This window comes from Mesorhizobium sp. M0491, assembly GCF_040321265.1.
GTDB lineage: Bacteria > Pseudomonadota > Alphaproteobacteria > Rhizobiales > Rhizobiaceae > Mesorhizobium.
On the sequence record NZ_JAMYRE010000029.1, the window covers coordinates 13494 to 27112 of the forward strand.

General features: G+C 63.1%; 13 protein-coding genes. 5 read left to right on the forward strand and 8 right to left on the reverse strand.

All coding sequences use genetic code 11. The features are described from left to right. Positions 1-15 precede the first annotated feature (15 nt). Positions 16-240, forward strand: coding sequence for a hypothetical protein (locus NKI69_RS29090; protein WP_013528677.1), 225 nt, complete (start codon positions 16-18; stop codon positions 238-240). Here the strand turns inward: NKI69_RS29090 and NKI69_RS29095 are convergent. Next, positions 232-1422 (reverse strand): flavin-containing monooxygenase, encoded by a 1191-nt coding sequence (locus NKI69_RS29095; protein WP_023813465.1) that lies wholly within the window; start codon positions 1420-1422, stop codon positions 232-234. The two genes, NKI69_RS29090 and NKI69_RS29095, sit on opposite strands and share 9 nt — an antisense overlap. Positions 1423-1773: 351 nt before the next feature. On the opposite strand from NKI69_RS29095, the gene NKI69_RS29100 reads away from it, so the two are divergent. Next, a complete protein-coding gene (locus NKI69_RS29100; protein ID WP_023813464.1) occupies positions 1774-2811 on the forward strand; it encodes a phosphatidylglycerol lysyltransferase domain-containing protein in 1038 nt (345 codons plus the stop codon). A gap of 153 nt (positions 2812-2964) precedes the next feature. On the opposite strand, the gene NKI69_RS29105 is transcribed toward NKI69_RS29100, so the two are convergent. After that, positions 2965-3726 (reverse strand): ABC transporter permease, encoded by a 762-nt coding sequence (locus tag NKI69_RS29105; RefSeq protein ID WP_128305642.1) that lies wholly within the window; start codon positions 3724-3726, stop codon positions 2965-2967. Positions 3727-3740: 14 nt separating this feature from the next. After that, positions 3741-4667 carry an ABC transporter ATP-binding protein gene (locus NKI69_RS29110; RefSeq protein ID WP_023813461.1) on the reverse strand — a complete coding sequence of 309 codons (927 nt, stop codon included), beginning with the start codon at positions 4665-4667 and terminating at the stop codon, positions 3741-3743. A 260-nt stretch (positions 4668-4927) separates the two neighbouring features. Between NKI69_RS29110 and NKI69_RS29115 the strand changes: the two genes are divergently transcribed. Together NKI69_RS29115 and NKI69_RS29120 are read left to right on the forward strand one after the other, a co-directional pair. Continuing rightward, complete coding sequence (locus NKI69_RS29115) at positions 4928-6289, forward strand: cytochrome ubiquinol oxidase subunit I (RefSeq protein ID WP_023813460.1); 1362 nt, start codon at positions 4928-4930, stop codon at positions 6287-6289. Between the two features lie 9 nt (positions 6290-6298). Then, a complete protein-coding gene (locus NKI69_RS29120) occupies positions 6299-7303 on the forward strand; it encodes a cytochrome d ubiquinol oxidase subunit II (protein ID WP_023813459.1) in 1005 nt (334 codons plus the stop codon). Positions 7304-7449: 146 nt separating this feature from the next. On the opposite strand, the gene NKI69_RS29125 is transcribed toward NKI69_RS29120, so the two are convergent. The 5 genes from NKI69_RS29125 to NKI69_RS29145 form a co-directional block, all read right to left on the reverse strand. Continuing rightward, positions 7450-7737, reverse strand: a complete 288-nt coding sequence (locus NKI69_RS29125; protein ID WP_031213667.1) for a GIY-YIG nuclease family protein — start codon at positions 7735-7737, stop codon at positions 7450-7452. 185 nt (positions 7738-7922) lie between these two features. Then, positions 7923-8660 carry a peptide-methionine (S)-S-oxide reductase MsrA gene (gene msrA / locus NKI69_RS29130; protein WP_023813457.1) on the reverse strand — a complete coding sequence of 246 codons (738 nt, stop codon included), beginning with the start codon at positions 8658-8660 and terminating at the stop codon, positions 7923-7925. A 142-nt stretch (positions 8661-8802) separates the two neighbouring features. Continuing rightward, positions 8803-9060, reverse strand: coding sequence for a hypothetical protein (locus tag NKI69_RS29135; protein WP_352723013.1), 258 nt, complete (start codon positions 9058-9060; stop codon positions 8803-8805). 102 nt (positions 9061-9162) lie between these two features. Further along, the gene (locus tag NKI69_RS29140; protein WP_128305635.1) at positions 9163-9855 is read right to left on the reverse strand and encodes a DUF1223 domain-containing protein; all 693 of its coding nucleotides are present in this window, start codon (positions 9853-9855) and stop codon (positions 9163-9165) included. A 345-nt stretch (positions 9856-10200) separates the two neighbouring features. Then, complete coding sequence (locus tag NKI69_RS29145) at positions 10201-11370, reverse strand: TadE/TadG family type IV pilus assembly protein (RefSeq protein ID WP_352723015.1); 1170 nt, start codon at positions 11368-11370, stop codon at positions 10201-10203. 259 nt (positions 11371-11629) lie between these two features. Here NKI69_RS29145 and lepA point away from each other — a divergent pair, with 259 nt between their 5' ends. Next, entirely contained in the window at positions 11630-13435 is a 1806-nt protein-coding gene (gene lepA / locus NKI69_RS29150) for a translation elongation factor 4 (protein WP_352723017.1), read from the forward strand. Positions 13436-13619 lie beyond the last annotated feature (184 nt).

A 13619-nucleotide genomic window follows, 5' to 3' on the forward strand; every position in this document is an offset into this window, starting at 1 on the left:
TATCAGGAGATCGCCATGTCGAAGTCTGTCTATGACCGTGGCTTGCTCAAGCCAGCCGATATCGCCAAGCTGCAGCGCGTGTTCGACGAGGCCTGCCGGCGGCGCGAGGCACATCCCGATTCCGCCGACGCGCGGGAAATCGCGCTTAACCTGCTCGCCCTGCACAATGCCGGCATGGTGGAAGAAGACATGCTGATGGAAGCCGTCGGTTTCCGGCGGCTGGAACCGAAATCAGCGTGATGCGCTGGATTGGTGCGGGGCCGACCTTGCAATTCGTTTGGCGATCGCCTTGGCCAGGATGCCGGCATTGGCGAAGCAGCCGCGAATGCTTGGCCGCATGCCGGTGAACCACAGACCGGGCAATTTTGGATCGGCTTGGCCACCGTTGAAGAGCGGAACGCCCTTGGCGTCGAGCACGCCGAGCTTGCCGACCATGGGCTCCAGCCCGGTGCGGTAGCCTGTCGCGGCAATGACGATGTCGGGATAGATCAGGCTGCCATTGGCCAGGATCACGCCATCGCGGGTGAATTCCCGTATGCCCGGCACGACGGTGATCTTGCCGGCCTTGATGGCGCCGACGGCGCCGTCATCGGCGGCGATCGCGGTATAGTCCGAGGTCAGGCGGCTGGCGCCGCCCGCAGGCGCGGGCGGCAGGCCGAATTTGGTCAGGTCGCCGAAAACCAGCCGCTGCGTTGCCGCCATCACGGCATCGGCGATCCGCAAAGGCAGGCGCGCCATGAGCGGCGAAAGCCTATGCACGGCGATCTTGGCAATCCGCTTGGGCAGCAAAGCGGGGCCGCTGCGGGCCGACAGCCAGATGGCGGCCGTGTCTATGCCGGCCAGATGATTGAGCGCGTCGAAACCCGAATTGCCGGCGCCGACGACCAGCACTCTTTGGCCCGCATAGGCTTGCGCGTCACCGAAATCCGCCGAATGGATGATGCGCCCGACGAAATCCTTCATGCCTTTCCATTCGGGGGTGAATGGCTGCCTGTCGCGGCCGGTGGCGATGACGACATTGCGGGCGAAGCGCAGTCCGGCGCTGGTGCGCAATGCCCAGTGATCGCCCTTGAAGGTGATCTCTTCGACCGCGACGCCAAACTGCACCGGCAGCCGGTTCTCCTTCTGGAAATCGTTCATGTGGCGGATGACGACCATCCTTTGCGGAAAGGCGGGCGTGCCAGGGGGAAAGGCGAGACCAGGCAGCGAAGAAAGATCGCGATGGGTGTTGAGATGCAATTGCTGGTGGCGCCGGTGCCAGGGCTCGGCCAGCCGGCTTTCCTTTTCCAGGATCGCCGTCGGCACGCCGGCGTTCATCAAGGCATGCGCGGCGGCCAGCCCAGCAGCACCGGCGCCGACGACGATTGCCGGCTCGACCATGGCCGGCAGATCCGCAACCGATCTGATTGTCGTATCCGTCATTCACTCGAATCCCATTGGACGTCCCGCCGCAAGGCTCGCAGGACGCTGTAACCGTTTGATCGCGCGCAGGATCCCTGCAGCAAACCGCGGCCGAATTTCGAGCGATGCGATTTAGAGCCACACGCCGGGCCGCGGTTGCGCTCTATATGGCATATGCGCGATATCAACGGTAATCAGGTCGCGGCAATGTGATTGATTCGAGGCCTTGGGTGGCTGGCGGGTCTCGGTTATCCCCCACGCGCATGTCCGAAATCGAGTCCGATTTTCGAGTCATGCGCAGAATCAAAGTGTTACAGCACCTTGGCGCGTCCTGGACGGCCGGCGCTGTAGGCGGCACGCGGAATCTCGACCATGCCCTCCTTGCGGTTCCATTTCGACAAGATCCTTGAGGCTGCCGCGCCCGAGGTCGAGCGGCAGGCGCTGACCCATGTCGAACGCCTGGCACTGGTGCGCCGCTATGGCGACTTCTCGCTCGCCTATTCCACCGCCGTGCAAGGCAAGCTTTCCTATTTCGGCGACGCCGATGGCTACATCGCCTTCGGTACCAAGATGAAGCACCATTTCGCGCTCGGCGACCCGGTGGCGGCTCCGGCGCGTCGGGCCGATTACATCAAGCGCTTCGTCGAGACCGCCGGCAGCCCATGGTTCGTGCAGGTCGGCGAGGACACCGCATGCGTGCTGGCCGGCCTTGGCTACAAGGTCAATCGCCTCGGCATCGACACCCGCCTCGCCCTGCCCGAGCATGATTTTTCCGGGAAGCGCAACGAGACCGTGCGCTACTCCGAGCGCTGGCTGCTGAAGAAAGGCTTTTCGTTCGAAGAGGACAAGCGCACCATCTACCTCGACGAGATCGCCCGGCTTTCGGAAAACTGGCGCGGCGACCGCATCGTCAAGCGCTGGGAGATGGGCTTTCTCAACCGCCATTTCGCCGACCATCTCGGCACCGACATGCGCCGTTTCGTCCTGCACGGTCCCGATGGCGAACTGGTCGCTTTGCTCGACTTCGACCCGTTGTTTGCCGACGGCAAGGTCATCGGCTACACCACCGCCTTCAAGCGCAAGCATCTCGACGCCTCACCGCATGCCGAGGTCGGCCTGACCAAATTCGCCGTCGACCGTTTTCGCGAAGAGGGCATCTCGGTGGTCACGCTCGGCCTGTCGCCGCTCGTCGATGTGGGTCCGAGCGGATTTGCCGAAAGCGATTTCTGGCGCAATGCCTTCCAGCGCGCCTATTCTTCGCCCTGGGTCAACCGCCGCAGGTTCAACCTGCAGGGCCAGGCGGCCTTCAAGCGCCGCTTCCACGGCGTCGAAGAGCCGGTCTATATCGCCTTCCGCAAGGGAACGTATGTCGAGATGCTGGGGCTGCTGCGGCTGGTCAAGGCGATCTAGGTCTGCTGATATTCAGGTGATGCCGGCCTGCAAATGGCGGCTTCCTGCGCTTCCGGTGCTCACGTACGAAAAGTACGCTCCGCTCCGGTTCTCGGAATCCACCATTTTCGTCTCGGCCTGACCTGAATCTCAACAGACCTGTACTTTCGCCGCTCAATTCCTCAGCCGATAACCGGTCCTGAAGATCCAGGCGACGATGCTTATGCAGACCAGCAGGAAGACGACCGTCATGCCGAGGCTGACGCCGACCGAAACGTCGGACTTGCCGTAGAAGCTCCAGCGGAAGCCGCTGATCAAATAGACGACCGGGTTGAACAGCGTCACCGTGCGCCAGATCTCGGGCAGCATGTTGATCGAATAGAAGCTGCCGCCGAGGAAGGTCAGCGGCGTGATGATCAACAGCGGCACCAGCTGCAGCTGCTCGAAACTCTTCGCCCAGATGCCGATGATGAAGCCGAACAGGCTGAAGGTCACCGCCGTCAGCACCAGGAAAGCGAGCATCCAGAACGGATGCAGGATGGTGAGCGGTACGAACAGCGAGGCGGTGGCCAGGATGATCAGGCCGAGGATGATCGATTTGGTCGCGGCGCCGCCGACATAGGCGATGACGATCTCCAGATAGGAGACCGGCGCCGACAGAAGCTCGTAGATCGAGCCGACGAATTTCGGGAAATAGATGGCAAAGGAGGCGTTGGAGATCGACTGCGTCAACAGCGACAGCATGATCAGACCCGGCACGATGAAGGCACCGTAGCTGATGCCGTCGATCTCGGTGATGCGCGAGCCGATGGCCGAGCCGAAGACGACGAAATACAGCGACGTCGAGATGACCGGCGAGACGATGCTCTGCAGCACGGTGCGGAAAGCACGGGCCATTTCCATCCGGTAGATCGCCCATACTGCGCGAAGGTTCATGGCGGCGCGCAGGTTCATGGCTCCCTCCTCACCAGATTGACGAAGATCTCCTCGAGCGAAGAGTTTTGCGTGTCGATATCGCGGAACTGGATGCCGCCGGCCTCGAGATCGCGCATCAACGAGGCGACGCCGGGCCTCTCGGCCTGATTGTCATAGGTGTAGGTCAGCTGCCCGCCATCCGGCGACAATTCCAGCGCATAGCGCGAGAGCGCCTCGGGAACGGCCGTCAGCGGATTGCGCAGTTCCAGCACCAGCCGCTTGCGGCCGAGCTTGCGCATCAGTTCGGCCTTGTTCTCGACCAGGATGATCTCGCCGCGATTGATGACGCCGACGCGGTCGGCCATCGCCTCGGCTTCCTCGATATAGTGCGTGGTGAGGATGATGGTGACGCCGTCCTCGCGCAGCCGGCGCACCATCGCCCACATGTCCTGGCGCAGCTCGACGTCGACGCCGGCGGTCGGCTCGTCGAGGAATAGGATGCGCGGCTCATGCGACAGCGCCTTGGCGATCATCAGCCGGCGCTTCATGCCGCCCGACAAGGTGATCGCCTTGGCGTCCTTCTTGTCCCACAGCGACAGGTCGCGCAGCACCTTCTCGACAAAGCCGGGGTTGGCCGGCTTGCCGAACAGGCCACGGCTGTAATTGACCGTCGCCCAGACGCTCTCGAAGGCGTCGATGGTCAGTTCCTGCGGCACCAGCCCGATCAGACCGCGCGCGGCGCGATAATCCTTGTTGATGTCGTGGCCGTCGACGGTGACCGTGCCCGACGAACGGTTGACGATGCCGCAGACGATCGAGATCAGCGTCGTCTTGCCGGCGCCATTGGGTCCAAGCAGCGCGAAGATTTCGCCGCGCTGAATGTCGAGATTGACTTCCTTGAGCGCGGTGAAACCGGTTGCGTAGGTCTTGGAGACCCCGGAAATGGACAGGATGGAAGGCATGGATGAAAACGGCTGCTTGAAAGAGGTCCCCTGATATAGGACGAATGTCGGTGCTTGCAACCGCAAGTCAATGCCCTGCTGACAGTTCTCGACAATCGTGCCGGCCGGCCGTTGCAGGTGCGGCGCACAGGCCCGGAGTTGCGCGGCACGCAACCGGCAAAATTGTCCTGTGGCGTTCAGCCTCGCGGCAGGACGCCGCTTTGACGTGAACTCGCTTCGGGCCTATCCTTCGCGAGTATTTGCAGCAGCCGGAGCCCATCATGGACCCGCTCATACTTTCGCGTATCCAGTTCGGCACGAATATTTCATTCCATATTCTATTTCCGACGATCACCATTGCGCTGGGTTGGGTGCTGCTGTTCTTCAAGCTGCGCTACAACGCGACCAACGATTCCGCTTGGATGCGCGCCTATTTCACCTGGGTGAAGGTTTTCGCGCTGTCCTTTGCCATGGGCGTGGTTTCGGGCGTCACCATGAGCTTCCAGTTCGGCACCAACTGGCCGGGCTACATGGAAAAGGTCGGCAACATCGCCGGGCCGCTGCTGGCCTACGAAATCCTCACCGCCTTCTTCCTCGAAGCGGCCTTCCTCGGCATCATGCTGTTCGGCTTCCGCCGCGTCTCCAACCGCATCCACACGCTGGCGACGGTGCTGGTCGCCGGCGGCACCACCGTCTCGGCATTCTGGATCATCGCGCTCAATTCCTGGATGCAGACGCCGGCCGGCTTCGAGATGCGCGACGGCGTGGCGCATGCGGTCGACTGGTGGGCAATCATCTTCAACCCGTCAATGCCTTACAGGCTGACCCACATGCTGCTGGCGTCGGGGCTGACGGTGTCGTTCCTGATCGCTGGCCTGTCGGCGCTGCGCTATCTCACCGGCGACCGCTCGGAATCGATGTGGAAGGCGCTGCGCACCGGCGTCTTCACGGCGGCGACCCTGATCCCGATCCAGATCTTCGCCGGCGACCAGCATGGGCTGAACACGCTGGAGCATCAGCCGCAGAAGATCGCCGCCATGGAGGCCAACTGGAACACCGGCCCCAACGTGCCGCTGGTGCTCTTCGCGCTGCCCGACGAGGCAGCCAGGGAGAACAAATTCGAGATCGCCATTCCCGATGGCGCCAGCCTGGTGCTGCGGCACTCGACCAGCGGCGTGGTGCCGGGGTTGAACGACTATGCCGGCAATCATCCGCCGGTCTTTCCGGTGTTCTGGGGTTTCCGCATCATGGTCGGCACGGGCATATTGATGCTGCTCGTCTCATGGTCGGCGGCCTTCTTCCTCAAGCGCCGGCACAGCCTGCCCAAGCCGCTGGCCATGCTGATGGTGCCGATGGCGCTGTCGGGCTGGCTGGCGACGCTGGCCGGCTGGTACACCACCGAAATCGGCCGCCAGCCCTGGCTGGTGACCGGCGTGCTGAAAACCGCCGACGCGGTCGGCCCGGTGGCCGGCAGCCATGTCGCGCTGACGCTCGCCATATACCTCGTTCTCTATGTGCTGTTGCTGATCGCCTATCTCGGCGTGCTGGTGCACCTGGCGCTGAAGGCGGCGAAGGACGGCGATTCATCGCCGCTGCCGGGCGTCATGAACGCCGCCATGTCGCAGCCGGCGGCTGGCGAGTAGGAGAAGAAAATGAGCTTCGACTGGCCAACCGCGCTCCCCTTGATCTTCGCCGGCCTGATGGGCCTCGCCATCCTGATCTACGTCATTCTCGACGGTTTCGATCTCGGCATCGGCATTCTGTTCGCCGCCGCTGAAGACACCGAACAGGATACGATGATTGCCGCGATCGGCCCGTTCTGGGACGCCAACGAAACCTGGCTGGTGCTGGCCGTCGGCCTGCTGCTGGTCGCCTTCCCGCTGGCGCATGGCGTCATCCTGACGGCGCTCTACATTCCGGTCTTCGTGCTTTTGCTCGGGCTGATCCTGCGCGGCGTCGCCTTCGATTTCCGCGCCAAGGTGCCGACCGAGCGCAAGCACCGCTGGAACCGTATTTTCTTCCTCGGCTCCATCATCGCATCGCTGGCGCAGGGCTATATGCTGGGCGTCTATGTGCTGGGCCTCGATGTCGGCCTCGGCGGCGTGGCGTTCGGCGTGCTGGTGGCGTTCTGCCTTGCCGCGGCCTATGCGGCGATGGGCGCCGCCTGGGTGATCTACAAGACTGAAGGCGAGTTGCAGAGGAAGGCCGTGCGCTGGCTGCGCACCGCGCTGGTGCTAACCGCGCTCGGCATGGCGGCGGTGTCGCTGGCGACGCCCTTCGCCAGCCCGCGTATCTTCGACAAATGGTTCGTCTGGCCGGAAATGCTTTATCTGTCGCCGCTGCCGATCCTGTCGGCGCTTTTGTTCCTGTGGCTGTGGCGGCAGACCTTCCATCTGCCGAAGCCCGACGACCGCCATTCGTTGATGCCGTTCCTGACGCTGGCCGCCATCTTCGCGCTCGGCTTTGCCGGCCTCGCCTGGTCGTTCTACCCGTTCGTGGTGCCGGATCGCCTGACCATCTGGCAGGCGGCTTCCGCGCCGGAGAGCCTGGCCATCATTCTGGCCGGCACCGTGGTCGTGCTGCCGGTCATCATCTTCTATTCGTTCTATGCCTACCGGGTGTTCGGCGGCAAGGCGACGGATTTGACTTATGATTGAGGTGGGTCAGTGGGGGTGAAGGTGGCAGCGGCTACCGTGCCTTTGTCATCCTAGGGCGGAGCAAGGAGCGAAGCGACGCAGCGCAGACCCTAGGATCCATGCCGTAACGGTGGTGCAGTGATCCGACGGTGCAAGAAACGGTGCGCCTACCACCCCGTCCCGCGAAAAAGCTTGAACCACTCCGGATTCGCTTTTTCGATCAGGTCGATCTTCCATTGGCGAGGCCAGCGCTTCAGTGATTTCTCGCGCTGGATGGCATCAGTGATGTCGAAAAATTCCTCATACCAGACCAGCCGCTGCACGCCGTAGCGGCTGGTGAACCCTGCGCCTTGGCCGGATTTGTGTTCCGGCATGCGGCGGCCGAGGTCATTGGTGACACCGATGTAGATCGTGCCACGCTTTTGGCTAGCGGTCATGTAAACGTAGCCTGTCATCGCGCGAAGATAGCTGGCGATCTGCCGGGCAGCCATCCCGCCCCGTTGCATTCTACGCCCAACGTCGCGGCATGGATCCTAGGGTCTGCGCTGCGTCGCTTCGCTCCTTGCTCCGCCCTAGGATGACGACGGAAAGGAGGGCGTCGCCGCCCTTCGCACACCCGCCCCCGCTTCTCGCGCTCGACTCAATTGCTCGCCGACAGCACCAGCACGGGCTTTTCGCTGTAGAGCGTCGGGAACAGTGCCTTCAAGTTCGCCACCTTGGGCAGGTCGTTGTAGACGATGTAGGGATAGGTCGGGTTCAGCGTCAGGAAATCCTGATGGTAATTCTCGGCCGGATAGAAGGTCTTGCCGGTTTCCAGCGTGGTGACGATCGGCTCCGGGAACACCTTGGCCTGGTCGAGCTGGGCGATGTAGCTTTGCGCGATCTTCCTCTGTGCATCGTTTTCGGTGAAAATCGTCGAGCGGTATTGCGTGCCGGAGTCCGGACCCTGGAAATTCAGCTGGGTCGGGTTGTGGGCGACCGAAAAATACACCTGCAGCAACTGGCCATAGGTGATCTCAGACGGATCGTAGGTGATCTCGACGGATTCGGCATGCCCGGTGCGGCCTGAGCCGACCGTCTCGTAGACGGCGGTGTCCCTGTCGCCGCCGGTGTAGCCGGAGACGGCCTTGGTGACGCCCTTGACGTGCTGGAAGACGCCCTGCACGCCCCAGAAGCAGCCGCCGGCGAAGATTGCCTTTTCAGTGCCGGTGGCCGCCTTCTCGTCGATTGCCGGCGGCGGGATCTTCACCGCGTCCTCGGCCGAAACCGCCGGCGTCAGCCAGAAGGCGGCGCCCGCTGCGGCAAGTGCCAGGGCGGCGAGCGCGCTGCGGAAGACGTTCGACGATTGTCTGGTGACTGGTTTTTGAATGTCGGTCATGGCTTGAGCTCCTGTGACGTCCATCATGTGGAGTCTATTGGATAAGATACGATCATGCGACGGGCGAGTTGCGGCCGAAGCCTCACTTTCACGTGCATCCGGATACGGACCCGCGGGACCGAAGCCGGAAACAGCACCACCTTTACTTGGCCGGCGCCATCGCATCCGTTGCCGGCTTCATGGCGTCGGCGGCCGGCTTCATGGAATTGGTGGCCATCGGATCGCCTGGCTTCATCGCATCGGTTGCAGGCTTCATCGCATCCGCGGCCGGTTTCATGGCATTTGCAGCCGGCTTCATCGCGTTGGTCGCGTCGTCGGCACGGGCGATGCCGCCGGCAAACAGCGCCGTCGAGCACAAAGCGAGAGCGAGCGCCGGCAGCGTCAGGCGGGAAGTGGTCATAATGGTCTCCTTGGGGTTGGTCGTGAAGGCGCGCCCTCTTGGCGGCCGTGCTATGCGGCGCCGCTCCATGCGGCGGTGCGCAATCTCTTGCCGAAGCGCGATCTAGTCGGTCGCGGCAGCCAGGATCGGTCCGCCACCGGGCGACTGCACGAGCACGGCGGTGCTCAGGCCGCCGGATGCGGCGGGCAGCGGATACGTCGTGGCCGCGCCGGTCCAGCTGCCGAGGTTTTTGAGCGCATGCACGACATTGGCGTGCGGCAAGGTGCGGCCGGTGTTTTCGCCGCGCGCCACCGGCACCTCGACGACGCCCTTGGCATAGCGCACCAGCCAGACATCGGCGTGGCCGCCAGGTGCGGCGCCGGCGCCGATGCTGATCTTGCCGCCATCGAGCGACAGTGCCGGGCCTCTTATCCGGCCGCTCGCCGAGATCAGCTTTTCGATCTCGCCGGGTGCGGCGCCGACGACATCGGCATGGCCGTTGACCACCACTTGCGGCGTGAACGGCCCGTCATGGCCGAGCGCCGGCTCGTAACTGACTTGGCGCCGGGTGAATTCCTGTTTTCCGAAAATATCCTTCCAGCCGAGATAGTCCCAGTAGGTGACGTTGAACGACAGCGCCAGCACGCCGGGCTGGTCCTTGACCTTGATCAGATTGGCGTTGGCCGGCGGGCAGGACGAGCAGCCCTGGCTGGTGAACAGCTCGACCACGGTGAGCGGCTGGGCCGCCGCCGCACCGAGCGACGCCGCCAGCGCGAGCGCTGAGAGGCTGGACACTGTGACGAACTTGCGGGACATCGGCTTGCTCCGTGGGCGGCGGCGCCTGGAAGCACCGCTGATACCCCCACTTCGCCGCTGCTTGCTGCTTCGTTACAGCGTTCACCGGTTTGTGATGAAGGTTCGGGAGATCGCAGGGAAAGCCGGAGGGACAGCACCCCCCTCTGGCCTGCCGGCCATCTCCCCCGCAAGGAGGGAGATCGACCCTCATCACGGCTTTCGCCTATCACTAGCTTCGCAACAGGAGCGCGGCCGACGAAGCTGCCAATCTCCCCTCTTGCGGGGGAGATGTCCGGCAGGACAGAGGGGGGTGTGAAGGATCGCCAAGCCTCACAAGCCCATAGGGCGTTTAGCCTGGGGCAGCGTCTACTGCGTCAGCACCGTGTTGGAGGGCCGCTTGTTGAATTCGCACTTGCCGGTCACGCTGTAGAAGAAGTCGGCGTTCGTGACGTCTGGCAGTGGAGGATTGTTGCCGCCGTCTTCCCATGCCTGGTCGCTGGTCTGGCTGCAAGGCACCACTTTGAAGATGTCGACGTCCGTGTTGCTGGCAACCTCGACGGGGAGGTATTTGGAAGGGTCCAGTGCCTTTTGTGCCGCGGTGCTGTACCCGGCGCCGAGGTAGAGCCGGTTCGACGTGTCTGTATTGTTCGACTTGAGCGGGTTGACCGGTCCGGACGGCACATCCATCTGCAGATAGAGCTTGTCCACCGTGCTCACGTTGATTGTTGCGCCACTGCTGTTTCCGGCGGTATTCGTGGTCGCGCACGTCGTCTTGAAATAGATGGTGGCGCTCGTCTTTCCGCTTTTTGCCACCGCGGTGCTTCTGTAAACTCCCGCAGTGGCAGTGAAATCGGTTGCCGATCCTACTGTCGTGCACACTTGGGTCTGAACCAGCGTATTGGTTGGTCCCGTGGTAATAGTTGTCGTCCCGTAACCTTTCGGCTCGGTAGCCGTATAGGTCTTACCCCCGCTCGTATAGGAATAACTATACGCTTTGTAGTTATAGTTGGCCTTCATCATGGCCGTCGGTGTGGTCGTGGAGGTCCAACCGTAGGGAAGGCCGTACAAGGTCATGGTCTTGTTCCAGTAGCCTGAAACGTGATCGACGTTGAATGTGGCCTCCACCAGTGCGGGCGTCTTGCTCACCGCCGACGAGACACCGACCGGCACCGTGGTGATCCGGGCGATCTGCATGAACACGGTCGGCATGGCGTAGCTTGCCGAGGCCCGCGCTGTGGCGGTGCCGTTGGCGCTGACGTCGAAGCTGTTCAGCGTCGCTGTGCCCTGTCCGCCGTTTTCTCTGTAGGTATCCTGGAGCACCACCTGGCGCTGCGGCTTCGTCGAGGCCGTTTCCATCGTGGTGATCGACAGGATCGCGGCGTCGAGTGCCGCCTGCTCGGTCGACCTGGTCTGGACGGCGGAGGTGTAGTCGACGGAAAAGCCGATCGCGGTGATCAGCGGAATCATGGCGAGAACAAGTATCGGTGCGAACGAGCCGCTCCGCGACTCGATAAAACTGCCTGCAAGCCCCCGCATGCCTTCGTCCTTACATCAGATATTTCCCCCGGCTAACATGCCGATCACAAATTATGCTCTAACGCGCATGGTTAAAATTTATCGATTTTTCGAGGAATCCGGGGGAAAAGGCGACAAGCGCCCGCACCGCTTGCCCCGGCAGCCGCCTGCTCTGCCTTCCCGGCAGCGCCTGTACGGCTTGCCAGGCAACGGGCGGCGCCACATGTGCGGCGGCAGCCTGCCGCTTGCTCGGGCAAGCCACCCCTGCTAAACGCGCGCCATGAGCACGCCCCTCGACCACATCCGCAATTTCTCCATCGTCGCCCATATCGACCATGGCAAATCCACGCTTGCCGACAGGCTGATCCAGCTGACCGGCGGGCTGGAGCTGCGCGACATGAAGGAGCAGGTGCTGGACTCGATGGACATCGAGCGCGAGCGCGGCATCACCATCAAGGCGCAGACGGTGCGGCTGAAGTACCACGCCAACAATGGCGAGGACTATATCCTCAACCTGATCGACACGCCCGGACACGTCGACTTCGCCTATGAAGTGTCGCGGTCGCTCGCCGCCTGCGAGGGTTCGCTGCTGGTCGTCGATGCCTCCCAGGGCGTCGAGGCGCAGACGCTGGCCAATGTCTACCAGGCGATCGACAACAACCACGAGATCGTCGTGGTGCTGAACAAGGTCGACCTGCCGGCCGCCGAGCCCGAGCGCATCCGCGAGCAGGTCGAGGAGGTAATCGGCATCGACGCTTCCAACGCCGTGCTGATCTCGGCCAAGACCGGGCTTGGCATTCCGGATGTCTTGGAGGCAATCGTCCACCAGTTGCCGCCGCCGCGCGAAGGCGACGCTTCGGCGCCGCTGAAGGCGATGCTGGTCGACAGCTGGTACGACGCCTATCTCGGCGTCATCGTGCTGGTGCGCGTCATCGACGGCGTGCTGAAAAAGGGCCAGACCATCCGCATGATGGGGACCGGCGCAAAACACCTGGTCGAGCGCACCGGCGTGTTCACGCCTGCCCGCATCAATGTCGACGAGCTCGGCCCCGGCGAGTTCGGCTTCTTCACCGGCTCGATCAAGGAAGTGGCCGACACCCGCGTCGGCGACACCATCACCGAGGACAAGCGCGCCACCGCCAAGGCGCTGCCCGGCTTCAAGCCGGCGCAGCCGGTGGTGTTCTGCGGCCTGTTCCCGGTCGACGCCGCCGATTTCGAGGATTTGCGCGCCGCGGTCGGCAAGCTGCGCCTCAACGACGCCAGCTTCTCCTTTGAAATGGAAACCAGCGCAGCGCTCGGCTTCGGCTACCGCTGCGGCTTCCTTGGCCTGCTGCATCTCGAAATCATCCAGGAGCGGCTGGAGCGCGAGTTCAACCTCGACCTGATCGCCACCGCGCCGAGCGTCGTCTACCGGCTGGCGCTAACCGACGGCTCGATGAAGGAACTGCACAACCCGGCCGACATGCCCGACGTGGTGAAGATCTCGGCCATCGAGGAGCCGTGGATTCGCGCCACCATCCTGACGCCGGACGACTATCTCGGCGGCATATTGAAGCTCTGCCAGGACCGGCGCGGCATCCAGGCCGACCTGTCCTATGTCGGCAAGCGCGCCATGCTGATCTACGACCTGCCGCTCAACGAAGTCGTCTTCGATTTCTACGACCGGCTGAAGTCGATCTCCAAGGGCTACGCCTCCTTCGACTATCACCTGACCGACTACCGGGAAGGCGACCTGGTCAAGATGTCGATCCTGGTCAATGAGGAGCCGGTGGATGCGCTTTCCATGCTGGTGCACCGCACGGCGGCGGAAAAGCGCGGCCGGCAGATGTGCGAGAAGCTGAAGGAGCTGATCCCGAACCATCTGTTCAAGATCCCGATCCAGGCCGCCATCGGCGGCAAGGTCATTGCGCGGGAAACCATCTCGGCGCTGCGCAAGGACGTCACCGCCAAATGCTACGGCGGCGACGTCTCGCGCAAGCGCAAGCTGCTGGACAAGCAGAAAGAGGGCAAGAAGCGGATGCGGCAGTTCGGCAAGGTGGATATTCCGCAGGAGGCGTTTATCCAGGCGCTGAAGATGGGGGATTGAGAAGCCGGTTGGCGCGCAAAGCGCGCCAAGTCATCGATCCGGTGGATCGATGGCAGGCTTCGAAAGCGGGGGAGCTACCGGAGGCAGCGGGGCCCCCGCCAGCGTGGCGCTGGGGCTGCGCGTGGGGTATTGCTCGCTAGCCGGCCGCTTAGTCCCTGTGAACGCTAACCTTGTGATTTTGCCG